The organism is Pantoea sp. PA1 (assembly GCF_056856975.1).
Genome location: NZ_JBXGEE010000001.1, coordinates 632,643 through 656,617, shown reverse-complemented (window position 1 = coordinate 656,617; position 23,975 = coordinate 632,643). Strand labels below are relative to the sequence as shown.

Below are 23,975 nucleotides of genomic sequence, written 5' to 3'. Positions count from 1 at the left end.
TGATGCGGTGCGTGACAGTGTAGATGAAAGGCGGAGTGACGTCTGTTTCTTTCGTCCGGGAAATAAACCGGCCCGTGCCAGGACGGCACGGGCCGGTGATCAGGCGCCGCGCCAGCGTCTGAAGATCAGTGAAGTGTTGATGCCCCCAAAGGCAAAGTTGTTGCTCTGAATGTAGTCGGTATCAATCTCACGAGGCGCGCCCATGATGTAATCCAGCTGCCCGGCGTCAGCGGCAGGCTGCGTCAGGTTCAGCGTCGGCGCAAACCACCCTTCCCGCATCATCTCAATGCTCATCCAGGCTTCCAGCGCGCCACAGGCCCCCAGCGTATGGCCGAAATAGGATTTCAGCGATGAGACGGGTGTCGTGTCGCCATAGACCGCCGCCGTGGCGAGACTTTCGGCCATGTCGCCCCGCTCAGTGGCGGTTCCGTGCGCATTCACATACCCGATTTCAGCGGCGGTAATCCCGGCGCTTTGCAACGCCCGCTCGATACAGATCTGCATGGTTTCCCGCTGCGGCTGGGTGATGTGCGCCGCGTCGCAGTTGGTATGAAAGCCGGTAAGTTCCGCGTAAATGGTTGCGCCACGTGCCTGCGCATGTTCCAGCGACTCCAGAATGAGCGTTCCGGCCCCTTCACCAATCACCAGGCCATCACGCTGCTGGTCAAAAGGTGCCGGCGTGGTGTGGGGCGCATCGTTGCGCTGACTGGTGGCAAACAGGGTGTCGAACACCGCTGCTTCTGACGGACAGAGCTCTTCTGCCCCGCCAGCGACCATCACCGTCTGATAGCCGTGACGAATCGCCTCCCAGGCGTAACCAATCGCCTGGCTGCCGGAGGTGCAGGCGCTGGACGTCGGGATCACCCGGCCGCGCAGGCCGAAAAAGAGTCCGGCATTGACGGCGGTGGTGTGTGGCATCATCTGGACATAGGTGGTGCCGGTAATATTGTTGGTGTGCTTTTCCGTCAGCATGGTGGCGAACTCGCTGACCGGCCCGGTGCTGCCGGTCGACGAGCCGTAGGCGATACCGGTTTCACCGCTGGTCAGCACCGGATGGTCAATCAGGCCCGCCTGGGTCAGCGCCAGCTCGGTAGCGCGCGTGGCCAGCAGCGACACGCGACCCATCGCGCGGATGCGCTTGCGGGTGTAGTGCGCCGGCAGCGCAAAGTCATCAATCGGTGCACCCAGCAGCGTATGCAGCCCGTCATAGACCTGCCACTCCGGCATAAAACGCACGGCATTACGACCGGCCCGGATCCGCGCCGAGACTTCAGCCCAGGACTCCCCGAAAGCGGTGACGCCGCCCATGCCCGTCACGACGACACGATGGATCACAGCATGCCTCCATTGATCGAAATGACCTGACGCGTCACGTAACCCGCGATATCGGACATCAGATAGCTCGCCAGCCCGGCGACCTCTTCCGCCGCCCCCATGCGCTTCATCGGCACGATCTTCATCGCCTCATCGATGACCTGCGGGGCCAGCCCCTCCATCCCGGTGTCGATCAGACCCGGTGCAATGCAGTTAACGGTGATTTTGCGCTTAGCCAGTTCAATCGCCAGCGCTTTGGTGGCACCGATAATGCCCGCTTTCGCCGCGCTGTAGTTGACCTGACCGCGGTTGCCCATCATCCCCGACACCGAGGAGAGCGTGATGATACGCCCCCCGCGTCGCAGCGCGATCATCGGCATCACGCAGGGCTGGATCACGTTGTAAAAACTGTCGAGGTTAGTGTGGATCACGCTGTCCCACTCCTCATCCGTCAGCGCCGGGAAAGCGGCATCACGGGTGATGCCCGCGTTGCTGACCACACCGTAGTAGGCACCATGCTGCTCAATGTCAGCCTCCAGCGCGGCGCGGGTGGCGGCGCGATCGGCCACATCAAATCCCAGAACGCGACCGCTGCCGCCTGCGGCGACGATCGCCTCAAGGCACTGCTCAGCGCCAGCCCGATCGCGGTTGAAATGGACGATAACCTGAAAGCCATCCTGGGCGAGACGCAGCGCAATTGCGCGGCCGATGCCTTTACTGGCACCCGTCACCAATACCGAATCTGTCATGGTTGATTTCCTTGTGACATTAATTGCTGTAACTCTGCTTCATTGGGTTGATAAGTATTCAGACGACCGCTGGCCAGCAGCTGCGAGCCGTGGCGAATGTCGCCCTCAAAACTGCCCATGCGGTCGTCGCGCATCAGCAGCGTCATTCTGATATCCAGCGTGGCGCGGGCGGGAAAATGGGGCTGATGCGCCCGCCAGCCGCGTCCGCCGAGCAGCATACCGGGGGGGATCAGGGTGGCACCGCCCTGCTTTGCATGCCAGCCTGACCAGACGCCCACGGTCTGCGCCATCATCTCAACGCCAAACCAGGCGGGCAGTTCGCCCTGCGGCGTCAGAAAGGGCGTCAGGACGCCACCGGTGCAGGTCGAGACCTGACAGTGAACCTGATCATCGTCAACGCTAATCAGCTGATCGAGCAGCAGCATGGGTGCGGCGTGGGGCAGCCAGTACGCGGCGGGAGAATTAAAAGTCATCGGGGCGTCCCAGTATCAGACAGGTGTTATTGCCGCCAAAGGCGAATGAATTTGAGGCGATGATCGGCCGCTCCAGCGCCTGCGGCTGTAACAGCAGGCCACAATCCGGCAGCGTCTCATCCTGTGCCGCCGCCCGGAAATCCTGGGCAGGCAGGGGCAGATTCTCCTGCAGGATCAGGGCGCTGAGCGCCGCTTCGCAGATACCTGCCGCGCCGAGCGTGTGGCCGGTCAGGTGCTTGGTCGAGCTGCACGGCACACGGTTACCAAACAGACGCGCGATAACACCGGCTTCCATCTGGTCGTTGAGCGGCGTCGCCGTGCCATGCAGATTGATATAGCCGACCTGCTGCGGCGACAGCGCCGCCTGCTGCAGCGCCATACGCATCGCCCGTTCAGCGCCTTCGCCCTGCGGATGCGGCGCGGACATGTGCCAGGCGTCAGACGATTCGCCTGCGCCCAGCAGCGCCAGCGGCTGCGGTTCACGCGTCAGCAGCATCAGCGCCGCCCCTTCACCGATAGAGATGCCGTCACGATCGCGGCTGAAAGGCGCGCAGCGACGTTCAGAGAGCGAGGCCAGGCTGTCGAATCCGTTAATCGGCATCCGGCTCAGCGAGTCCGCCCCGCCCACCAGCGCCACATCCACCAGACCGGCTGCGATGAGTCGCTCACCGCTGATCACGGCGCGGGCGCTGGAGGAGCAGGCGGTCGAAATGGTATAGGCCGGGCCATTCAGTTGCAGGTAGTGCGCCAGAAATCGGGAAGGATCGCCCAGCTCCTGCATCTGATAGTGATAGTCAGGCTGAGGCGCACCAATCTGGCGATCGCCCTCATCCACACCCGAGGTACTGGTGCCGAGCACGATCGCGACCCGGTCAGCCCCATAGCGCGCCACGGCCGCGTCGAGTGCCGGGCGGATCTGCGCCAGCGCCGCCAGCAGCAGCTGATTATTGCGGGTGTTGTGCGCGCGTAAGGCAGCCGGAACCGGCGGCAGCTCGCCCACAACGCGGCCAAGCCAGCAGCTGCGCTCGCCGCTCAGCCAGCCGTCACAGCGCTGCATGCCGGGCGCGATGCCCTGTTGCAGATGGGTGGCAATTTCCCGGTTGGTATTGCCCAGCGCATTCAGCATGCCGAAGGCGGAGAGGTAAATCATGAGGCGTCCAGATGTTGAATGCGGATCTGATAGCCAAACGCATGCTGGCGGATGCTGATCGGCTGGCGCAGAGAGCCGCGTTGCAGGTAATCAATTTCGGTCACCAGCTGGTTATCGGCATCGAACAGCTGGCGCTTTAACCCCTGATCCTCCAGCCGCCAGCCGGACGGCAGCTGTTTCAGCCACACTTCCCGCGGCCAGTAGCTGAGCATGATGTCAGCCAGCACCTGGCTGGCTGGCGGCATCTGCGGCAGCGGCATCAGCTGCTGGGTGTGAATGCCACCGGCATCATAGCGCAGGCTGAACAGGCGAATGCCGACCGAGGAGAGTCCGGCCAGATCGATCTGCTGCTCATCGGCGCTGAGCAGCACCAGCAGCGACTGACTCTGACCTTTGACCTGTCCGGTCAGTAATTGCTGCTGCTGAAAAGCGGGATGGATACCCGGCGGCGGCAGCGTAACCTTTACCCCCGGTTTCAGCCAGGCGCTGGGACGGCTGCTGTCAGGTGCCGGTCCGGCGCAGGCGCTGAGCAGCAGCGCCGTCAGCAGAAGAGAGGCGGCGCGGATCATCGTTTACTCCTTGATCGGGTGGGTCGCATCGCCAGCGGCGACAGCAGGAAAGCGCTGAAAATGCCGCTGCATAAAACAGTGCCAAAACTGGCAATCGCGCTGGTGCTGCTGAAGACCAGCATGCCCAGCGTCAGTAACGTCGTGATCATCGCCAGCGACACCGCCAGCAACGACGTCAGGGGCGTCCCCTGCGGATTGCTGAAAAAGAGCGTGTAGTTAATGCCGATGCCCAGCACCAGAATCAGCGCCAGCAGCGCAAAGAGATTCAGTGACGCGCCGATCCAGCCCAGCGTGGCCAGCGCCACCGCCAGCGACAGCGCCGACGGCAGCGCGCTGCGTAAGCCCGCGCGCAGGCCCAGACGCAGCACAAACGTCAGCGTGATGAACAGCAGCGCCAGCGCCAGCAGACCGGTCAGCAGGGTGCGCCAGAAACTGAACAGCCTGTCGTAACCCGCCTTGCGGTCAATCCAGCTGACGCCAGTATGCTGCGCCGCGAGCGCCGCAAGGGCGGCGCTGTTTCTGACGCCGCTGGTGGGGATCAGCACGCCGCTGCGGCCATCCGGCAGCGTCAGCCACAGCAGTCGCCACCCCTCACTCAGCGGACTGGCCAGCCACTCGGCTGGCGTCACCGGCATCGGGGAGAGATCCGGCGCAGCCAGGGCAATCCCCGCCTGCTGCAGGCGGCTCGTCACGGTGGGCACAGCCTGTTGCAACAGCTGGCGATCCTGCTGCTGCTGCGCCAGCGATCGCAGCGGCAGCAGACGATAGCCCTGCAGCCAGCCCTGCTGCTCTGCCCTGCGAAGATCCGGTGCCAGTTTTTCCAGCCGCTGCAGGGTCTGCTGCGCGTCATCGCCCCAGACCACAAACCAGGTCTGATCGGCTCGCTGCCCCGTCAGGGCAGCCAGCTGGCGATCCTGTGCCAGCAGCGAGGCCGGCGCACTCTGCAGATGGGCGATATCATCATCCACATTCAGTCGGGCGATACCGGTGGCGGCGAACATCGCCAGCGCCAGCGGTAAGCCGACGCGCAGCCCGCGCTGCCGTCGCCAGGCGGCGAGCCAGCGTGCCAGCGGCACCATCAGCGGCACCGGACGCACCGGCAGACCGCGCACCAGCCATGGATAGATCAGAATCACCGTCAGGCAGGAGGCCGTTAAGCCGCTGGCGGCAAATACCGCCAGCTGACGCAGTCCGGGGAACGGGGCCAGCAGCATCAGCAGCCAGGCGATCGCCGTGGTGCCCAGCGCCAGCAGCAGCGTGCCGCGCACTTTACGCAGACTCTCCCACGGCGTCTGCTGATCGCCGTGAACCATCCGCTCAGTGAGATAATAGAGGGTGTAGTCGGCGGAGATGCCGACAATGCTCAGGCTCATCACCAGCGTCATCAGATGCAGTTCCCCGAAGCAGAGCAGCGTCACCACCGTGCCGGTCATGGCTCCCACCGCTACGGAGGTCACCGCGAGCAGCAGTGGTCGCAGTGAGCGGAAGACCAGCAGCACCAGCAGGATAACGCCCCCCAGCGTCACGCTGCCCAGCGTTCTGACATCATGCTGCGCCCGCTGGCTGGCGTTGTCGCTGAACAGCACCGTGCCGCGCGTCAGCAGTTTCGCCTGCGGCCAGCGGGCTTTCAGCTGCTGCTCCAGCGCGCTGAGCCGTGTCACCAGCGCATGACTTTGCTGCATACTGAAAGCGTTATTGGCCAGTTCAGCGTGCAGGAAATACCACTGCCGCCCCTGCGCATCGCGCACCGTCAGCCAGCCGTTGTGCAGCGTCAGACGTCCGGCATTCTGCGCCAGCGCCAGCTGCGCCCCCCGCACCAGCATCAGCGGATCGCCCTGCAGCTCCTTGCTGCTGACACCCGAAAATGCCGAGAAGAGCTGCGCCAGCAGCCACTCCGCCTGCGCCCCGCCGCCGTTCTGCAAGCGGCTGCGCGTCGCCTCGTCGATCAGGCCATTACGGTGTTGCCAGGCAAACCGGCCCCACGCCTCCTGCTGCCCGGCATCGAGATCGCCCTGCACCTGCCTGAGGTCAGGCAGCGCGCGCAGCTGCGCCTGCCACCAGGCCGCGATGCCGGGATCGTCCTCTTCACCGGGTGAAACCAGCCACACCAGCTGGCGATCCAGCCGCTGCATAAAGGCCTGCTGCAGCGCGGGCGGCGCAGCCCCCAGATTCTGCTGCGGCAGCAGTGCCAGCACGCTGCTGTTGAGCTGGCTGCGCGGCAGCAGAAAAGAGAGCGCCGCCGCCAGCAGCAGGCAGATGGCGAGCCAGAGGATGGCAAGCCGTCGATCGTTACGGCCCGGCAAAACGCGCCTGCTCCTCGTCGCTCAGCTGCGGCGGTTCAGTACGGGTATTGCTGAGCTGAATCAGCGTCTTGTCACCCTGCTTATCGTCCAGCCGGATACTGTCCAGAAACGCATTGCCCGCCAGCGAGATGCGGTTAAAGATTCTGTTAAGCGGCGCCGCTTTCGGGGTCAGCTCCAGCGCCCAGGCACCGTTGCCGCGATCGCTGAAGGCCACCGTGAAATTCTCATTCAGCACCTTCTGATCGGCCTGGAACAGCGCCCGCAGCAGATGGTTGAACTGGAACATCTGCGGGTTACTGTCGGCAGTGATCACCTGCGGCTTCTGCCCGCTCAGGCTCTGCACCATGCGCTTATCATCCAGCAGCAGCGTCATCACAAAGGGGGTCTGCTGATGCCACCACAGTCCCTGCTGACGCGCGATCAGCATCTGCCCGTGTGACACCAGTGGCTGGCGCATCCCGGCAATGGTGCGCGTCTGGGTAAAGTCTGCCCGGATCACCGGCTGGCTGGCAAAACGCTGCTGCAGCTGATCCAGCGTGACCGCGCTGGCGGCACTGGCCCACAGCAGCAGGCCGGTTAGCATGATTTTCAGCATCCTTTCACTCCTAAACGTTCCAGTAAGATATCGGGTGAAACAAAGCACATGGCCTGACTCTCCTGCTCCACCGCCACCTGCAGAGTGTGTGCCTTAGTGGTGATCTGACCGGCGGCGTTTCGCACCTCATAGTCGATGCGCAGGCGGTTCTCAAACTCCGTGATCCGCGCGCTGACGCGAATCGTCTCTTCACAGCGCAGCGGATGACGGTATTTGACCCGGGTGTCGACCACCGGCCAGACGTAGCCGCTGGCCGCCATTTCGGCATAGCTGTAGTTGATGCTGCGCAGCAGGGCTTCGCGCGCGACTTCAAAGAAGCGGAAGTAGTTGCCGTGCCAGACCACCCCCATGGGATCGCAGTCGTGAAACGAGACGGTCAGGACGACGTCAGCCTGATGTTCAGTCATGGTCAGACTCCTTGTGGTGCGCCTGCGGATCAGGCAGCGTCCAGAAATCGAAAAAGTTAAACCAGTCGAGCGGTGCCAGCAGCGCGTAATGGGCCAGCCGCGCCGCATAGCGATCCACCGCCTCCTGCAGCGCCTGCTGACGTTGCGCACGCGGCAACAGCAGCGGATCGGCGAAGCGCTCACAGTGAATGCGCAGTTTACCCTGTTGCTGCAGGGCAAACATCAGCAGCACCGGACAGCGCAGCGCGGCCGCCAGCACAAAGGGCCCCTGCGGAAAGGGGGCGGGACGGCCGAGAAAGTCGCTCCAGATCACCCGTCGCTCGCCGCCACGCTGCGGATTGACCGCTGTGCGATCCCCGACGATCGCGACCCATTCGCCCGCATCCAGTTTCTGTTGCAGCAGGATCGCCGTCTCCGGCCCGATGTCGCTGACCGGCATCAGATTCACTCCGGCCTGCGGGGCAATGGTCTCCAGCACCGCGCGGAAACGGCGGGCGTTGTCGGTAAAGACCAGCGCGTTAATCACCAGACCGCTGACCTGCTGCGCCATGGCGCGGCAGGCTTCGATGTCACCCAGGTGGGAGGCCAGAATCAGCTTCCCCTGCGGTGCGGGCGTGCGGATCACCGCTTCCGCACCCGGGGCAAAATCGATATCACGCCCCCAGCGCAGATCGCCACGCCAGCTGGCCACTTTATCCAGCATCGCGCCACCAAACCGCAGGAAATGGCGATAGCTGTTAAGCCGGGCCGGCAGCGCAATCTGCCGCTGCTGCGCGGCGTGGCTGACCTGCGCCAGCCACTGCCGGGAGGCGCTGCGCGCACGCTGGCCACTCAGCCAGTAAACCGCCACCACCGGCCAGAGCAGCAGAGTAAAAGGCAGGCGTCCACCGTAGCGATAGACGGCCAGCATAAAGCGCAATCCCCACTGCCCGCGCCGTTCCGTTTCCACAGACCAGTGCGTCTGCGGTCTGCGCATCGCCAGCAGGCGGGGGATGCGCGGCAGCATGCCGAAAAAGAGCCGGGTGTGCATCCAGGAGATGCGCAGGTTGTCATAGAGGGCATCGAAGTGCGACAGCCCGCTGACCGGATAGGTGACGCGGGTCGGGATAAAGCGACTGCGGGTGCCCTGCCAGTAGAGCCGCACCATGATTTCAGTGTCGAAATCCATGCGCTGTCCGACAGGCCGGCGGTCGCACAGTGCCAGCGTGGCGGCCAGCGGATAGACGCGGAAGCCGCACATGCTGTCGCGGATCGACAGCGACAGCGTCTCAATCCAGACCCAGAAATGGGTAATGTAGCGGCCATACAGGCGTGATTTGGGGATGGAGTCATCGTAGAGCGGCTGACCGGAGATCAGCGCATCGGGATAACGCGCCGCTTCCGCCAGCATTAACGGCAGATCTTCCGCCTGATGCTGACCGTCCGCGTCGAGCTGAACCGCGTGGGTGAAACCGCGCGCCGCCGCGGCCCGCAGGCCGTGGATCACCGCCGCCCCTTTGCCCTGATTGGTGTCGAGCCGCAGCAGGCTGAGATGCGGGGCGTGCAGCGTCGCCAGCTGCAGCTGGGTCGCCGCATCGCTGCCATCATCCACCACGATGATCGGCAGGTTAAAGGGAGCCAGCCGCGCCAGCACCGACGCCATCATCGCGCCGTGGTTGTAGCAGGGGATCACCACGCAGGGTGAGAACGCAGTCGTTAACACAGCGCGATCTTCCCGCTGCTGGCACTCTGCTCGCCCGCTTCACTCAGCAGGCTGTAGCGAAAACTCAGGCGCGATTTTTCGGCGTGCCACTCAAGGTGCAGTTGCAGCAGCGCGCCGGGGGGCACCGGCTGCTGGAATTTGATGTTATCGATGGCCGCAAACTGCCTGCCGGGAGCAAGCAGCAGCAGACCATAGTGCATCACCCAATCCAGCTGTGCCACGCCGGGCAGAATGGGCAGGGTCGGGAAGTGACCCTGAAACCAGAACAGTCCCGGCTCTACCTCTAACGTCAGCGTGACGCTGTTCGCCTGTAACGTTCGGCTGCGTTCAATCGGCAACATGAAAAAGTTCCTCTATTTGCGGCCAGGCGCGTTTGCTCTGGGCGGTGACCGGAATGGTGGCCACAACCCGCCAGTAGCGTGGCATGGCCAGCGGCTCCAGCCAGCGTTGCAGCTGCTGTTTCCACTGCTGACGGCGCTGATGCAGCGCCACCTCATCCAGCGGTCGGGTGGGCGAAAGCACGACGCCTATCGCCTGCCGTTCATGGCGGGTCACCACCAGCGCCACGGCATCCTCTATCTCCGGCAGATCCCGCAGACGGCGCTCAATCTCACTGAGAGAGATGCGCTTGTCCGCGATTTTGACAATGCGGTCATGGCGGCCTGCCAGCTGAAAACCGCCGTCCGGCTGTTTGTGCAGACGATCGTCCAGCGGGATGCCGTCCGCTGCGGCAATCAGCGGCGACCAGACCTGCCAGCGATCGGGCCTCACCTCCTCCAGCCGGACGTCGGGGAAACAGCGCCACGCCTCCCCGGGCCGCGCCCAATGACGCCAGGCCAGGGTGCCGGTTTCGGTGCTGCCATAGATCTCACTGACCCGACAGCCAAAGCGCTGCCAGACCTGCTCAGCATCCGATGCGCGCAGCGCGCCACCGGCGGAGACAATCAGTTCACAGGCGGGCGTCTGCAGCGACCTGTCCAGCCGCGACAAAAAAGCGGGACTGCTGATAAAGGCATAGCGCCAGTGACGCGGAAGCTGAGCCAGCTGTTCGCCATAAAACAGCGGCTGGGCGGCGAACGGGCGCGCCAGCGTCATCGGCAGAAAGATCCGGAACGATAAACCGTACAGGTGCTGATGGCTGACCGAAGCAATTACCCGGCACGCCCGAAGCTGTTCACCCCACAGGGCGCAGAGCCAGCGGCTCTCCTGCTCCATCACCGCCAGGGACTTTACCACCTGACGTGGCGTGCCGGTTGAACCCGATGTGAACAGCACCAGCTCAGCCCCGTCCGGCAGCGGCGGCAGCGCGCCCTGCGCTTCGGCCTCATCCCACGCCAGCCGTGGCAGGCTGACCGCCAGCGGCATGTCGCACAGCACGCCATCCAGCCGATCCTGCATCTCATCGAGCAGTGCGGCGCGGGCATGACCCGGCATCACCGGCGTTTTACCGGCATACCAGCTCGCCAGCAGCGCCACGCAGAAGCGGTAGCTGTCGTCAAAACAGAGCGCCCAGTGTGTGCCCGCCTCTGCCGCTAAGCGCTGGCTGAGCGCCAGCACCTGACGGCGCATGGTGCTGAGCATCAGCGTCTGATCGCCCCGCCAGGCGACTTCCCGATCGGCGCCCGTCAGCCAGTCGGCCACCCTCATGCTTTGCGCCTCACGCGCTGACGGACGCACCACTCCGCGCCCATCAGCGCGGCGATAAGCAGATAGCTGATCGCGCCGTTCCACAATGTCCAGAGTCGCAGATTCCCCAGCAGGCAGGTGAAGAGCGCCATGCTGCCATTGCCGATAAAGAACAGGCACCAGATTTGAGTGACGCGGCGGGTGTAGCGCACCGCAGCAGGCGGAAGCACGGGCTCACGCAGTCGGGCGATACGTTCCACCAGCGGCATCGCGCTCCAGAGCGAGGCGCCAAACAGCAGCAGCATCGCCAGATTGACCGCCACCGGATACCACAGCAGCAGATGCTGCGAACGTAGCAGCTGACTGCTGATACAGAGCAGCGCGCCGAGCAGGGCCAGCCAGCCCATCACAGCCCCCATGGCCGTATGCTGACGACGCAGCTGCAGCCAGCGCAGCCCAAACAGCAGCGCCAGCAGCCAGAAAAGTCCCTGCCAGCGCGGCTGGGTGAGCGCCAGCCAGACCAGCAACGGCCAGGCCAGCAGCGTCAGCAGATTGAGCAGGCGAAGAGTGGCAGCAGGCACGGCGGGATCAGGCGTCTTCGCGCATCAGTTGTTCGACCGCATCGACCACGTCCTGCACGGTTCGCACCGCGCGGAAGGTTTCCGGTTTGATTTTACGACCGGTGCGTTTCTGCAGGTGAACCACCATATCGACGGCATCGATGCTGTCGAGTTCGAGATCTTCATACAGGCGGGCCTCAGGATGGATATCCTCCGGCGCAATTTCAAACAGGCTGGTCAGCAGGGCCGACACTTCCTGATAAATCTCTTCTTTGTTCATCATAAAATGGTCTCCGCGTTCAGCTGCGCTGTTGGTTGACGAACGCTGCCAGCGTCGCAACAGAGAAGAAGTGGGCACGCAGGGTTTCACTCTCCGCAGAGAGCGTCACGCCGTAGCGATTTTTCACCGCCAGGCCAAGCTCCAGCGCGTCAATTGAGTCCAGGCCGAGGCCGTCGCCAAACAGCGCATCTTCGGTCTCAATATCCTCGGGGCTGAGATCTTCAAGGTTCAGCGTGTCGATAATCATCTGTTTGATATCGTTGATTAATACATCCATACCGGTTTTCGTCTTACCTGTTCTGGGGGACCAGCGCCTGTTGTAAATGGCGGGTCAGGCGACGCGCGGCCAGCGGCTGCGCATCGGGATTACTTTCACAAAACGACTGACTGTCGATTCGCGGTTGTACACGCACAGTAAACAGCGGTTTAACTGGCGGAATCTGATACCAGCGGCTCTGCTTATCGAGCATGCGCTGGCTGCAGGTGATGTGGACGACGCGCAGATCGCAGCCGGCGCGCACGGCGATATTGGCGGCGCCCCGCTGCAGGGAGAGCGGCTGACCGTAGCGGGTGCGGGTGCCTTCCGGAAAGATCAGAATATTGTCGCCGCGCGCCAGGCGCTGCTGACTGTCGGGCAGCAGCGTCTCCGCTTCACTGTTGATCAGATAGTCGGCCGCGCGGATCACCCCACGCATAAAAGGATTCTTCTGCAGATCGGCCTTCACCAGACAATCCATCTCCGGCAGCACCGAGGCGATCATCACGTAATCGATCAGCGAGGGATGGTTGGCCACGATCAGGCAGCCGCGATCCTGCTGCAGCAGCTCAGCGCCTTCGATGCGGTAGTCGTAGACCCCGGTCAGCCGGCAGAACCGCAGAAAGCAGCGGAAGCTGAACGCGATGGCGCGTCGGGCCAGCAGACGGCGGCGCAGCGAATCACGCTGAACCAGCAGCAGCAGATTAAAGCCCACCAGCGACAGCAGCAGTCCACCCAGGCCAAACAGCGTGAAACTCAGCGCGGTCATCACCAGACGCCAGCAGTAGTTCAGGCGGCTGCCCGCGCAGAGTGCCGGTTGTGAACAGTCAGCCATGTTCTCTCTCCCAGTGCCATGTCAGGCGTTCACCCGGCAGGCTGAACGCGGGCGACGCCGCCAGCCACTGCTGCAGAAAACGCAGGCTCTGCGGCCACAGCGGCGCGTGGGTCTGCGCCGGTTCAGGGCGACCGCTGCAGCGCAATGCCTCGCCTTTACCCAGCAGCAGCGCCACCGCATAAGGCACATTCATGCCCTGCTCCGGCAGCCAGTGTTGATAATAATCGGGCACGCAGCCGTCGAAATCGACCAGCAGCACCTGCTGATAACCCGCCTGATGCAGGGCGCTGACTTCAATCAATCCCTGCTGGAAAGAGTCGATGCCGGCGGCGATGGAGGTGGAGACCAGCGGCGCTTTGGCCGCAATAGTCAGGCTGCCCACCGCCGAGTTGTGAACCGACATGGCAAAATCAGTGGGTGACATCATCTGCTGATCGGCCAGCGTGGTGAGGATGCGCAGGTTACGCTCCAGTTCGCCGTGACGGCTGGTGAAGACGATCGCGTCCACCCGCTGCCGGGCCAGCAGTGCCAGCCCGCACTCAACCGCCGCACGACTGCCGCCGCTCAGACGACGCGCGGTCATCATCGGTAAAAACTGCGGTTTCGCCATTTCTCCTGCGGGATCGATAGCGGTGCCCTGTCGCGCCCAGTCCTGCCAGGCCTCGTGCCCCTGTAATCCTGGAGCCAGGGCCTGCCAGTCGAGCAGTGAGTAAGCGAGTCTCATCTCAACATTCTTTCGTCAAACGTGTGGTGTCAGCAATTATCAGGACGTTACGCCTGCCCGGTGCAGAAAAGTGCATTGCTGAACGCCTCTGCCGATCGCGCCACGGGCGTTCACGGTAGAGGTTTATGCTGAGGTTCAGCAATAGCAGCTCATCTGATTTGTCGGCCGGGTGGAGCCAATCTTTATACTCAGGTCCTCTGACGGGACGTTATTGCGACGGGAGACGCCTTATTGCGCCGCCAGCGCCGACAGGCGCAACTGAATGTCCTGATCCAGATTGGCGATCCAGCGGTTGTAGTTACTGTGGATCTGCCCCTGCCCTGCTTTCAGGTTTTCACTGCTGACATAATCGATGCGGTAGTTCTGGCTGGTGTAGGTGATGCGAATGGTCGCCGCGAAACCACGCTGGGACAGGCGGCCAGTGATCACACCTGGCGATACGGGGGTCATCACCCATTTACGGCCAATGCCGGCTTCAATGATCGCCGTTTTCATCTGGTTATCGCTGTAGCGCTGCGTCAGGCTCTGATTCACATTGTGAATCGGTGCGGTGCGGGCACAACCGGTCAATAACGCAGCAACCACGGCCAGCGTGAAAATCGTCTTCTTATTCATCAGGAATCCCTTCTTTTATGATATTTATCAGTAATATAAACGGATAATTCGCCGTGCGCAGCCTGCGCTTTTCGTGCGCTTTTCCGTCTGGCTGGTGTAAAACCCGCGCATGATACCATCGAATGTAAAGACAGGTAAGCAGAAGTATGCATCGCTTTATAGCGGATATTCGGGGGATTGCGGCGGAGGAAACAGGCTCTCCTGCTGTCGTCAGGGGGCCGATCCGCGCCGTGAAACTCTGGCGACGGCTGGATCGGCCTGGACGACTATGGCGTTGCGGCGGGCGTCCAGCCTCCCCCCAGCGCACGATAGAGATCGATCTGTGCCAGCAGGAGGTTATTTTTGACGGTGACCCGATTAAGCTGGGTGGAAAACAGGGTGCGCTGCGCATCCAGCTCATCCAGATAAGAGGCATAACCGTTCTGATAGCGGTTGCGGGCAATGCGCAGCGCCTCGGTCACGTAGGCCTCCTGCTTTTGCAGCTCCTGAAGCTGGGCCTCTCTCTGCCTGATGGCGTCAACCGCATCGTTGACTTCCGAGAAGGCGTTGCGCACCACTTTTTCATAGCTGTAAAGCGCCTGGTTCCGCGTGGCCATTGAGACATCGACCTGCGCCGTCAGCGCTTCACGGTTCAGCAAGGGCGCCAGAATGCTGCCGCCCACGCTCCAGAGCCGGAACGGATTATCTGCTAACTGATGCAGCACCGAACTCTGCAGGGTGCCGCTGGCGGTGAGATTAAGTGACGGCAGCAGCTTCGCCTGTGACGACGCCAGGCTGGCATCGGCCGCCAGCAGCTGACGCTGCGCCTGCACGATGTCGGGACGGCGGTTGAGTAGCGCAGAAGGCAGCAGCGACGGCATCTCCTGCGGCAGAATCTGGTCAAACTGCTGACGCCGGGCAAGGGTACGCGGGTTCATTCCCACCAGAATGCTCAGCGCATTCTCCTGCTGGGCGATCTGATGCTGCAGCTGCGGTATCTGCGCTTTGGCCGACTGATATTCTGAGGCCGCCTGCATCCACTCCAGCCGGGAGGTGTAGCCGGTTTCAAACTGACGCCGGGCCAGCTTCAGCGAATTATTTCGGGTGGCGAGCGTCGCCTCGGTGACCCGCAGCTGCTCATCCAGCGCACACAGGTTGAGGTAACCCGACGCGACCGAGCTGGCGATGGTCAGCTCAGCAGCGGAAGCCGCCGCCTGCTGCGCTGCTAAGGTCGCCTGCGCCGCCGTGATGCTGCTGCTGCGCGCGCCCCACAGATCAACCTCGTAGCTGCCCTGTAACAGTCCCTGAAACACATCGGTCTCATAAGGCTGCCCCGTCACTGACGAGAGCGTGCGTTCACGGGTCGCGGCCACACCGGCGCTGACGGTGGGGAAGTTATCACCCTGCGTGGCGCGCAGCTGGGCGCGATACTGATCGACCCGGGATCGCGCCGTAAGAATATCGGGATTGTTGCGCAGCGCCTGGCTGACCAGCCGGTTGAGATACTCATCATGAAAAGCACGCCACCACTCTGCTTCCGGCGCGGCGCCGGGGCCGACACTCTCCCGCCAGGCCGCCGGGATCGGCAGCGAGGCCGGTGCCTTTTCAACCTGTGTGGCGCAGCCTGACAGCAGCAGTGACAGGGCAGCGATCGCTAGGCGGCCCCTCATGGCGCAGCCTCACCGGCGGGCCGGGCGGCCGTATCGATGCTGACCTCCACGGACATGCCGGGACGCAGCTGTGCCATATCCTGCTCATTCAGGCGGATGCGAACCGGAATGCGCTGTGCGATTTTGACAAAGTTGCCGGTGGCGTTGTCGGGTGAAATGGCACTGAACTCTGAGCCTGCAGCCGGGGAGATAAACTCCACCTCGCCGTTAAAGCGCTTGCCGTCCAGCGCATCGACCCGAATCGTCACCGGCAGGCCGGGACGAATATGGGCCAGCTGGGTCTCTTTCAGATTGGCGATAATCCATTTGTGATTGGGCACCACCGACGTCAGGCGGGTTCCGGCAGTGACATAGGCGCCGGTGCGGACCGACAGCTGACCGAGCTGGCCGTCATCCGGTGCGGTAATCCGGGTATTCGCCAGGTCGATCTCCGCCAGTTCCAGAGCGGCACGCGCGCTGGCGACATCCCCCTCCAGCGCATCACGGTTTACAATGACCGTTTGCAGATTCTGCTGTGCCACAGCGATCTGCGCCGCCGCCTGACGCACCTGCGCCTGCGCCTGGGCGCTGGCGGCACGGGCGGCATCACGCTCACGCACTGAGAGCGATCCGTCCGCCGCAAGGTTCTCAACCCGCTTCAGATCGAAGCCGCTTTTTAACGCCTGGGCTTTGGCATTCTCCAGTGCCGCTTTGTTGCTCTGAATCGTCGCTTCTGCGCTGCGACGCTGCTGCAGGTTATTGTTCAGCGCCGCCTGCTTCATCGCCAGCTGCGCCTGCGCCTGATGCACCCGCTGACGATAGATCCGATCGTCAATCGTCATTAGTAACTGCCCTTTTTTCACCGGCTGCAGATCGATCACCTCCACCGAGGTGAGATAGCCACTGACCTGCGGGCTGATAAAGGTCACCTGACCGCGCACATAGGCATTTTCGGTGCTCTGCACCGCGCTGGTAAAGGGCCAGAGTTGCCAGGCGTAGAGAATAACCAGCACGCCCAGCACCACAATGCCGCTACCCACGGCGACAGAAAGAATACGGCGGCGATTAACACGTTCGCGTTCTGCAGCCTGAAGCTCATCCTGCTGACTCATTGTTTCTCCCTTAAATCCTGTAATGCGGCCAGCTGTTGCTGCTCACGCAGGTTAAATCGCGCCTGACGCCACTCCAGATAACGGCGACGGGTTAAACGCCAGATTACCCACATCAGCGTTGCCAGCGCCAGCGCGGCGGTGAGCAGATAAGTGTCGTTATAGGCAAGCACGTTCGCCTGCAGTGTGGCGACCGTCTGAAGCTGGCTGGTGCTCTGCGCACCGCGCAGCACGCTGTCACCCACCAGCGGGTTAAACAGCGCATTGTACTGGCTGAGCCGCTCGGTGACATTGGGATCGAGCAGGGAAAGCTGATCGCCCAGCAGGCTGGAGTGATATTTTTCCCGCCAGACCTGAAAGGTGCCCAGAATGGCGGAACCGATCAGACCGCCGAGGTTCTGGCTCATGCCAAACAGCACCACAAAACTGACCAGATTCTTTGGCTGGGTCACGACGCTGCCAATCCCCATCAGCATGGCGGGCGCCATAAAAAAAGCGCTGCTGAAACCCAGCAGGAACTGGCTGAAATACATTTCGGGACCCCGGGTCAGCGGGCTGGATTGCGAATCCATCAGTGACGCGATAATCATCACCACCAGCGAGGCGACAATCGGCCAGTTCAGATGAGTGGGTTTAATGGTCAGCGCGCTGGCAGCAATGCCGACAATCACCCCGGCGATAATGGCCAGTGCCAGACCACGCATCTGATCGTTCTGCAGGCCAAGCTGCTGTAAGAAGCCGACCGCGCCGGTGTTCTGTTCGGCCAGGACAATACGGATCATGATCATCACGATGCCCAGCCGCACCATGTTGCCGCTGCTGAGCCAGCGGGTATTGATCAGCGGATTGCGCCGGTTATGTTCGATCACCATCGCCGCGACAATCAGCGTCAGCGCTATCGCGGTACAGATACCGAGCCAGGGCGTGGTGAACCACCACTCAATCCGCCCCAGCGACAGCACGCCGCACAGCAGCGCCATGCCGGGTGCCAGCAGAATGAAAGTGACGAAATCCATTTTCTCAAAAGTTTTGATGCGGTCACCCGGCGGCAGTTTCACCATCAGCACCCCGCCCAGCGCAATCATCGCCAGACCGAGTTCAAACAGATAGAGACCGCGCCACTCGTTGAGCTGCAGCAGTTCAGAGGAGAAGAGTCGGGCCAGCGGAATGGCGAGCTGCGACACCGTCAGGCCGATAACCAGCGCTTTCAGGCGATGTTTTGCGGGCCAGGCCTGCACCTGATAGTAGATGCCGAGTGAGCTGAGGGCGGCCGCCACCATGCCGTGCGCGGTGCGCACAATAATTGCGGAACTGAGGTCGTTGGCAAACAGATGAAAGAACGCCACCAGCACATAGAGCACCAGAAACGCCTCGGTAAAGACCCGCAGTCCAAACTGCTGGCGGAACTTCACCAGCAGCAGGTTGATCGAGATATTGCCCATCACATAGACCGCAGGCAGCCAGGCAATTTCATTCGACCAGGCACCAAAGGTGCCCTGCAGATTGACCAGATTTGCTGTGACCAGCGCGTTACTCAGCGCACCGGTCAGGGAAATCAGCAGACCGATCAGGCCAAACGCCAGGCGTTTGGGCATCGGGTGCAGCGGGGTCGAGGGCGAGCCCGGCAGCATGGGTTTTTCGTGCGGTAACCACTCGCGTGCAGCGTAGGGATTTCGCTTTGCCACTGCTACATACTTCCCATACGACTCAGCAGTTGTTGCAGCACACGTTCGGTAACGGCCAGATCCTGCGGGTCGATATCAGCCAGCATCTCCGTGCGCAGCGCATCGGCCTCGGTTTTCACGCGGGCAAACGCCTCGTTGCCTTTTTCGGTCAACACCAGGTGGCGCTTGCGGCGATCTTCCGGCGGCTGCACCCGCGTCAGCAGTGACTGTTTGACCAGCCGATCCACCAGCGGAACCATGCTGGCATCTTCCAGCCCCAGCAATTGCGCCAGTTCGGTTTGCGTCATGCGTTCCGGTTCGCTGGCGATCAGGCCAATAGCCATCCAGCTGCTCATACTTAAGCCGCTGTCTCTGAGATGACGATCCACCGCCAGGCGCCAGGCATGTGCGGTCAGGTGCAGTAAATGGGTGAAGGTACGGGTATGCTGAGACAAATGTTAGCAGCCTAATGGTTAGGATTCTGATTAAATAGAAAGGTTATTATACGCAAAGCAAAACGGGATTGAAAAGCGGCCGTTCTGTCAAAAACTAGTGGATCGCGGCAGAATGTCCAGAGTCCGCTATCGGGAGCCCGATAATATGAAACAGCCAGCAGCAAACTGGGTGGATCTCCGCCGTGACGCCATCAGCGGTATTGAGGCGCTGCGCGCTCATTTTACCGGTCACGCCTATGATCCGCACTGGCATGACAGCTATCTGATCGGTGTGACTGAACAGGGAGTACAGCAGTTTCACTCGCGGCGCAGACAGCACCGGAGCCGACCCGGCACGGTGTTTATGCTGGAACCGGAAGAGCTGCATGATGGGGATGCCATCAACGAACAGGGTTTCACCTACCGTATGCTCTACCTTTCTCCACAGCAGATTGCACAGCACCTCAACCCGGCCGGGCGTGACGCGCCGCCCTCCCCCGCATTACAGTTTGCTGCAACGCTGCGCGACGATCGGTCGCTGGCCTATGCCGTCTGGCATGCGTTCGAGGCGCTGTGGCACAACCATCCCGCCCTGATCAAAGAGGCGGTGCTGGATCGGTTATTCTCTCAGCTCACGCCGCACCAGCAGATCTTCCTGCCCGATCGCCACCCGGACAAAGATACGGTGCTGGCATTACAGGCGCGTGACTGGCTGATCGCCCATCATGCGGAAAATCCTGGCCTGGCGCAGATGGCACAGCAGCTGCAGGTGGACCGCTTCCGGTTATCACGCCTGTTTCAGGCGCACTGGGGCCTGCCGCCTCACGCCTGGCTGGTGCAGTGGCGGCTGAGCCAGGCGCGCCGGCAGCTGGCGCAGGGCCAGCCGGTTGCGGACGTGGCCGCCGCGCTGGGTTTTGCCGATCAGAGCCATCTGGGGCGCTGGTTTAAACGCGCCTGCCAGCTCACGCCGTCACGCTATCAGCACGCCTGCACAAATCTTCCAGACCCGAACTGACACCGTTGCCACAATGCGTTTTTTGAGTGAGGAGAAACGCAATGCAGGACTTACGATGTGTGATGATACTGAATGCCGCGCTGCCAGCCGGTAAAGCCACCAACGCCGCTGCCGTGCTGGCATTAACGCTGGGGCAGCGCCATCCGGAGCTGGTTGGTGATGCGCTGGAAGATGCGGAGCGCCATCCCTCCCCCGGTCTGATCAGCACCGGTATTCCCGTGCTGGCGGCCACCGATGAGCAGCTTCGGGCACTGCTGCTGAAGGCTGAAGAGGCCGGATACGATCGGGTGCTGTTTCCCGAAGAGGGACAGACCACCACCGATTATCAGGCGCTCAGCATCGCCCTGCGCCAGCAATCGCGGCGGCAGTGGCGGCTGCTGGGTCTCGCCATCGTCGGTGATAAAAAAGCGCTGCGTAAGCTGACGGCAAAGCTGGCGTTATTTGCCTGATCACCCTGCGGGGTGCCTGACTGTTTTTATCTGTCCGGTCGAATCTGCGGGTTGTATAGGTTCTCTGTACAGTTTTTTTCTCGGAATAATCCTTATAAGCTGCTGAAAAGCGGCAAATAGCACATTTTGCAAAAGGATTCGATTGTACAGATTGGCTTTCATTGTATAACTTTACTGCCACGAGTTGTCATGCGACTCTGTAACGAATGATGCACTTGCGTCGCCTCTGAAGGTGTCAGTGGATTTCCACCTTCAGAGGTTATTTTTTATCTGCGTTATGTTCACGCTGGCACCATCGCATCTGTCCATGCGATGGCTTTTTTGATCGATTTTGTCCTGACATCCGAACCGGAATCGGGCTGTTATGAAGGGCTTACACATGCAAAATACACTTCCCCGGACTGACCAGGAAATTGCCGACTATTTCAATCCTGCAGCGAATAAACCCGCCAGCGAGATGGAAATGCTGGGTGTCCTGATCGCAGAAATCCTGCAATCGGGTATGCCTGTCAGTAATAAGGCCATTATTTCAAAGCTGATCCACCGACTGGAACTGGAAAGCGACAGGGATTCGCTGGATATCTACCGTCAGCTGCTTGACCTGGTGGTCCACAAAACCCCGGATGACTTTTAACTGTAGTCGCGATTCCAGGGAGGGAATCCACCGCCTTTTTCTGGTATCTTCGTCGATCCCCCGGTAGTATCTGCCTCTCACTGTTTATCCCATTCTTTCCGCCTTCCGCGCGGGAGCAAAATAACTAAAGAGCCTGCAATCCTTTATGACCCAGACTAATGATGTTACCGCAACTGACGTTGTGGCGGGCGATATCAGCACGGGGCGCGTACTGCGTTCGCCTGCGCTGCTGACCCGCGAATGCCTGGCCGGTGTGATTACCGCGCTGGCCCTGATCCCCGAAGTGATCTCCTTTTCCGTGATTGCCGGTGTCGACCCGAAAGTCAGCCTGGTGGCTTCGGTGGTACTCTGTCTGACCCTGTCGATTCTGGGCGGTCGCCCGGCAATGGTCACAGCTGCCGCCGGTTCCGTCGCGCTGGTCATCGGGCCGATGGTGCATCTGCATGGCGTGGAATATATTCTGCCCGCCGTTGTGCTGGGCGGCATCATCCAGATTCTGTTTGGCCTGGCCGGTCTGGCGCGCATGATGCGTTACATTCCCCGCTCGGTAATGCTGGGGTTCGTGAATGCGCTTGGGGTCCTGATTTTCTTTGCGCAGGTGCCGCACGTCTGGGGTCAGTCATCCCTGGTGTGGATCTTCTTTGCCGTCACCCTGGCCATTGTGCTGCTGCTGCCGCGCCTGATAAAAAGTGTGCCCTCCCCGCTGGTCGCCATTGTAGTGGTGACGGCGGTGGCACTGCTGATGGGCTATCGCATGCCGAACGTGGGTGACGAGGGGCCGATGAGCCCTGGCCTGCCCGGGTTGAATACGCTGCTGGTGCCCCTGAACCTGCAGACGCTGCAGATTATCTGGCCCACGGCACTGAGTATCGCGTTTGTCGGCCTGATGGAGTCGCTGCTGACCGCCAAACTGGTCGATGATCTGACGGATACCCCCTCCAGTAAGCGCCGTGAATCCTGGGGCCTGGGCGTGGCGAATATCCTGGCGGGCTTCTATGGCGGTATTGCGGGCTGCGCGATGATCGGACAGACCATCGTCAACGTGGAACTGGGTCGGGCACGCAGCCGGGTCTCTACCGTTGCGGCCGCTCTGGTGCTGCTGTTACTGGTGACCGGACTGAGTCAGATTATGGCGCAGATCCCGATGGTGGTTCTGGCGGGCATCATGATGGTCGTCGCGGTGAAAACCGTTAACTGGCACAGCCTGCAGCCCGCCACCCTGAAGCGTATGCCGTGGTCAGAAACGCTGATTATGGTGCTGACGGTGGCGGTCACGGTCTGGACGGGCAATCTGGCGCTGGGTGTGCTTGCGGGGGTGATCCTTGCCATGCTGCTCTTTGCCCGCCGCATTGCGCATGTTATCCATGCAGAGCGTCAGCTGAGCGATGATGGTCAGTCGGTGCGCTATGTCGTGCGCGGCCCGCTCTTCTTCGCCAGCAGCAACGACCTGTTTGAGCATTTCGATTACGCTCACGATCCCAAAAAGGTCACGATCGATTTAACCCATGCGCAGATCTGGGATGCATCCAGCGTCGCGGCGCTGGATGGCATTGAGTATCGCTATCAGAGATATGGTGCCGAAGTGACGATTGAGGGGCTGGATTCACGCAGTACCGACTTCCATCAACGTCTGACCGGTAACTTCGGTTAACGTGCGCGGTTCTGCTGCCTCTGCGGCAGCAGAACCTGTTATGCCTGCTGACGCCGCGTCCGGTAGCGGCCAACCATCGTCATCAGAGCCTGATAGATTAATCCCGCATAGAGACTCATCAGAATTGCCAGACCTGGCGCTTTGCCCTGCTCCTGCCATGACATAAACCACATGAACACGCCCCACAAGAGAGAAAAGACCAGCCAGCCGCGGACGAACTTCATTATGCCATTCATAACCACTCCTCTTAATTGAAGCGCTACCTTAGCGATCTCTGATCTGAAACGCATGGTTACCGTGCACAAGTTGCGAAGCATCTCAAATAATCGACAATAACATTGCCGTCTGCTTTACGTCAGGCGTTTTGACGGCGCTTATCTATACTTAACGCTCCGCTTAACCGATCAGGGAATTACGATGAAACGTACTGCTTATCTGTTATCGACGCTGACCATCCTTGCTACGCTTACCGCCTGCGCACCGACCCCACCGCCCAGACATGCCCCGCCGCCGCCACCAGGCAAAGATGCCCCGCCGCCGCCGCCGGGTGGACAGGCACCGGTAGGCGCACCCGGTGGCGTCGGTCCGGCAGGCCAGCCTCAGGCCTGATATTAACCAGCTGGCCTGCCCTGCAGGCTGGCTGGTGCCGCCCCCGCATGGGACGTTACCCATTCTGCCGGGAGGCAGCGACGCTATTCCCCCATCCTGCTCCTGTTCACTCTCATCACCAACGACTGACCCGGCAGCGAAAGCGTTACCTGCTGTCCGCCAGGGTCGCAGAGAGCAAAAACTGGCAAGCCGGACTTTCGGGACAGGGTTATTCAGCTACCCTTAAGTTTCAGGCAGCCTGTTCCGGCGGCACGTAATGGTCAGATTATGCAGAGGTCAACACTATGCCTTCAGGACAATTCTACGTAATTGATCAACCCGAGCTGAGTTTTACGGCGAATTATCATCTTGATACGGTCAATGACCAACCCTTTTCCTCGCGGCTGGTGCTGGAGATCCAGAAGTCGGTTCAGCCCACCGACGCCTTTGCGGCTTTCAGCATCGGACATGAAGTGACGTTTGTGTCATCCAGTGGTGAGGCACAGCGGATGGTGCTGATCAGTGACACGCCGGATGAACTGGTGTTCAGCTCGCGTGGCTGAGGGGATGCAGGCAGAAAACAGAATCTGTGCGGTATAACAGGCACAAAAAAACCGCCCTTATGAGGCGGTCATACGACACTGC

Annotated in this window: 28 protein-coding genes; 6 read left to right on the top strand and 22 right to left on the bottom strand. The window is 61.4% G+C overall.

Annotated features, from left to right (window positions below; all coding sequences use genetic code 11):
* Window positions 1-99: 99 nt before the first annotated feature.
* The 21 genes from AC1V0D_RS03365 to AC1V0D_RS03265 all read right to left on the bottom strand — a co-directional run bounded on the left by AC1V0D_RS03365 (window position 100) and on the right by AC1V0D_RS03265 (window position 19,014).
* Complete coding sequence (locus tag AC1V0D_RS03365; protein ID WP_181405379.1) at window positions 100-1,335, bottom strand: beta-ketoacyl-ACP synthase; 1,236 nt, start codon at window positions 1,333-1,335, stop codon at window positions 100-102.
* Window positions 1,332-2,063, bottom strand: a complete 732-nt coding sequence (locus tag AC1V0D_RS03360; RefSeq protein ID WP_111208049.1) for a 3-ketoacyl-ACP reductase FabG2 — start codon at window positions 2,061-2,063, stop codon at window positions 1,332-1,334. Before AC1V0D_RS03360 ends, AC1V0D_RS03365 begins: the two co-directional genes overlap by 4 nt.
* Window positions 2,060-2,536, bottom strand: coding sequence for a hotdog family protein (locus AC1V0D_RS03355; RefSeq protein WP_058957513.1), 477 nt, complete (start codon window positions 2,534-2,536; stop codon window positions 2,060-2,062). Before AC1V0D_RS03355 ends, AC1V0D_RS03360 begins: the two co-directional genes overlap by 4 nt.
* Window positions 2,526-3,686, bottom strand: a complete 1,161-nt coding sequence (locus tag AC1V0D_RS03350) for a beta-ketoacyl-[acyl-carrier-protein] synthase family protein (RefSeq protein WP_150029684.1) — start codon at window positions 3,684-3,686, stop codon at window positions 2,526-2,528. Before AC1V0D_RS03350 ends, AC1V0D_RS03355 begins: the two co-directional genes overlap by 11 nt.
* Window positions 3,683-4,255 carry a DUF3261 domain-containing protein gene (locus tag AC1V0D_RS03345; RefSeq protein ID WP_482906965.1) on the bottom strand — a complete coding sequence of 191 codons (573 nt, stop codon included), beginning with the start codon at window positions 4,253-4,255 and terminating at the stop codon, window positions 3,683-3,685. The genes AC1V0D_RS03350 and AC1V0D_RS03345 overlap by 4 nt, the downstream gene beginning before the upstream one ends.
* Window positions 4,252-6,558 (bottom strand): MMPL family transporter, encoded by a 2,307-nt coding sequence (locus AC1V0D_RS03340; protein WP_482906964.1) that lies wholly within the window; start codon window positions 6,556-6,558, stop codon window positions 4,252-4,254. The genes AC1V0D_RS03345 and AC1V0D_RS03340 overlap by 4 nt, the downstream gene beginning before the upstream one ends.
* Window positions 6,545-7,153, bottom strand: a complete 609-nt coding sequence (locus AC1V0D_RS03335; protein WP_337025032.1) for a LolA family protein — start codon at window positions 7,151-7,153, stop codon at window positions 6,545-6,547. Before AC1V0D_RS03335 ends, AC1V0D_RS03340 begins: the two co-directional genes overlap by 14 nt.
* A complete protein-coding gene (locus AC1V0D_RS03330; RefSeq protein ID WP_009090934.1) occupies window positions 7,147-7,560 on the bottom strand; it encodes an acyl-CoA thioesterase in 414 nt (137 codons plus the stop codon). Before AC1V0D_RS03330 ends, AC1V0D_RS03335 begins: the two co-directional genes overlap by 7 nt.
* A complete protein-coding gene (locus AC1V0D_RS03325; RefSeq protein WP_482906963.1) occupies window positions 7,553-9,262 on the bottom strand; it encodes a glycosyltransferase family 2 protein in 1,710 nt (569 codons plus the stop codon). The genes AC1V0D_RS03330 and AC1V0D_RS03325 overlap by 8 nt, the downstream gene beginning before the upstream one ends.
* Window positions 9,256-9,603 carry a 3-hydroxyacyl-ACP dehydratase FabZ family protein gene (locus AC1V0D_RS03320; protein ID WP_111208054.1) on the bottom strand — a complete coding sequence of 116 codons (348 nt, stop codon included), beginning with the start codon at window positions 9,601-9,603 and terminating at the stop codon, window positions 9,256-9,258. The genes AC1V0D_RS03325 and AC1V0D_RS03320 overlap by 7 nt, the downstream gene beginning before the upstream one ends.
* Entirely contained in the window at window positions 9,590-10,909 is a 1,320-nt protein-coding gene (locus AC1V0D_RS03315; RefSeq protein ID WP_482906962.1) for an AMP-binding protein, read from the bottom strand. The genes AC1V0D_RS03320 and AC1V0D_RS03315 overlap by 14 nt, the downstream gene beginning before the upstream one ends.
* Complete coding sequence (locus AC1V0D_RS03310) at window positions 10,906-11,469, bottom strand: COG4648 family protein (RefSeq protein ID WP_046101575.1); 564 nt, start codon at window positions 11,467-11,469, stop codon at window positions 10,906-10,908. Before AC1V0D_RS03310 ends, AC1V0D_RS03315 begins: the two co-directional genes overlap by 4 nt.
* 7 nt (window positions 11,470-11,476) lie before the next feature.
* Window positions 11,477-11,731 carry an acyl carrier protein gene (locus AC1V0D_RS03305; RefSeq protein ID WP_009090944.1) on the bottom strand — a complete coding sequence of 85 codons (255 nt, stop codon included), beginning with the start codon at window positions 11,729-11,731 and terminating at the stop codon, window positions 11,477-11,479.
* A gap of 16 nt (window positions 11,732-11,747) precedes the next feature.
* Window positions 11,748-12,005: a phosphopantetheine-binding protein gene (locus AC1V0D_RS03300; RefSeq protein WP_009090946.1), complete on the bottom strand. Its 258-nt coding sequence runs from the start codon at window positions 12,003-12,005 to the stop codon at window positions 11,748-11,750.
* A gap of 13 nt (window positions 12,006-12,018) precedes the next feature.
* On the bottom strand, window positions 12,019-12,819 hold the full coding sequence (locus AC1V0D_RS03295; RefSeq protein WP_009090948.1) for a lysophospholipid acyltransferase family protein: 801 nt from the start codon (window positions 12,817-12,819) through the stop codon (window positions 12,019-12,021).
* On the bottom strand, window positions 12,812-13,543 hold the full coding sequence (locus AC1V0D_RS03290) for a beta-ketoacyl synthase chain length factor (RefSeq protein WP_046101573.1): 732 nt from the start codon (window positions 13,541-13,543) through the stop codon (window positions 12,812-12,814). The genes AC1V0D_RS03295 and AC1V0D_RS03290 overlap by 8 nt, the downstream gene beginning before the upstream one ends.
* A gap of 228 nt (window positions 13,544-13,771) precedes the next feature.
* A complete protein-coding gene (locus tag AC1V0D_RS03285) occupies window positions 13,772-14,158 on the bottom strand; it encodes a hypothetical protein (RefSeq protein WP_058957993.1) in 387 nt (128 codons plus the stop codon).
* A gap of 266 nt (window positions 14,159-14,424) precedes the next feature.
* A complete protein-coding gene (locus tag AC1V0D_RS03280) occupies window positions 14,425-15,807 on the bottom strand; it encodes an efflux transporter outer membrane subunit (protein WP_482906961.1) in 1,383 nt (460 codons plus the stop codon).
* Window positions 15,804-16,898 (bottom strand): HlyD family secretion protein, encoded by a 1,095-nt coding sequence (locus AC1V0D_RS03275; protein ID WP_111208058.1) that lies wholly within the window; start codon window positions 16,896-16,898, stop codon window positions 15,804-15,806. Before AC1V0D_RS03275 ends, AC1V0D_RS03280 begins: the two co-directional genes overlap by 4 nt.
* Window positions 16,895-18,580: an MFS transporter gene (locus AC1V0D_RS03270; protein ID WP_033736341.1), complete on the bottom strand. Its 1,686-nt coding sequence runs from the start codon at window positions 18,578-18,580 to the stop codon at window positions 16,895-16,897. The genes AC1V0D_RS03275 and AC1V0D_RS03270 overlap by 4 nt, the downstream gene beginning before the upstream one ends.
* Window positions 18,581-18,582: 2 nt before the next feature.
* The gene (locus AC1V0D_RS03265; RefSeq protein ID WP_009090959.1) at window positions 18,583-19,014 is read right to left on the bottom strand and encodes a MarR family winged helix-turn-helix transcriptional regulator; all 432 of its coding nucleotides are present in this window, start codon (window positions 19,012-19,014) and stop codon (window positions 18,583-18,585) included.
* Between the two features lie 145 nt (window positions 19,015-19,159).
* Here AC1V0D_RS03265 and AC1V0D_RS03260 point away from each other — a divergent pair, with 145 nt between their 5' ends.
* The 4 genes from AC1V0D_RS03260 (at window position 19,160) to AC1V0D_RS03245 (ending at window position 22,742) form a co-directional block, all read left to right on the top strand.
* Complete coding sequence (locus AC1V0D_RS03260; RefSeq protein WP_150029694.1) at window positions 19,160-20,008, top strand: helix-turn-helix transcriptional regulator; 849 nt, start codon at window positions 19,160-19,162, stop codon at window positions 20,006-20,008.
* 41 nt (window positions 20,009-20,049) lie between these two features.
* Window positions 20,050-20,457: a DUF2000 family protein gene (locus AC1V0D_RS03255; RefSeq protein WP_482906960.1), complete on the top strand. Its 408-nt coding sequence runs from the start codon at window positions 20,050-20,052 to the stop codon at window positions 20,455-20,457.
* A 379-nt stretch (window positions 20,458-20,836) separates the two neighbouring features.
* Complete coding sequence (locus AC1V0D_RS03250) at window positions 20,837-21,091, top strand: biofilm/acid-resistance regulator YmgB/AriR (protein ID WP_033736573.1); 255 nt, start codon at window positions 20,837-20,839, stop codon at window positions 21,089-21,091.
* Between the two features lie 145 nt (window positions 21,092-21,236).
* Entirely contained in the window at window positions 21,237-22,742 is a 1,506-nt protein-coding gene (locus AC1V0D_RS03245; RefSeq protein WP_482906959.1) for a SulP family inorganic anion transporter, read from the top strand.
* A gap of 38 nt (window positions 22,743-22,780) precedes the next feature.
* On the opposite strand, the gene AC1V0D_RS03240 is transcribed toward AC1V0D_RS03245, so the two are convergent.
* Window positions 22,781-22,978 (bottom strand): DUF6404 family protein, encoded by a 198-nt coding sequence (locus AC1V0D_RS03240; protein WP_009090969.1) that lies wholly within the window; start codon window positions 22,976-22,978, stop codon window positions 22,781-22,783.
* 181 nt (window positions 22,979-23,159) lie between these two features.
* On the opposite strand from AC1V0D_RS03240, the gene AC1V0D_RS03235 reads away from it, so the two are divergent.
* Both AC1V0D_RS03235 and AC1V0D_RS03230 read left to right on the top strand, forming a co-directional pair.
* Entirely contained in the window at window positions 23,160-23,351 is a 192-nt protein-coding gene (locus AC1V0D_RS03235; RefSeq protein WP_482906958.1) for a hypothetical protein, read from the top strand.
* A gap of 284 nt (window positions 23,352-23,635) precedes the next feature.
* Entirely contained in the window at window positions 23,636-23,893 is a 258-nt protein-coding gene (locus AC1V0D_RS03230) for a hypothetical protein (protein WP_482906957.1), read from the top strand.
* Window positions 23,894-23,975: the final 82 nt, after the last annotated feature.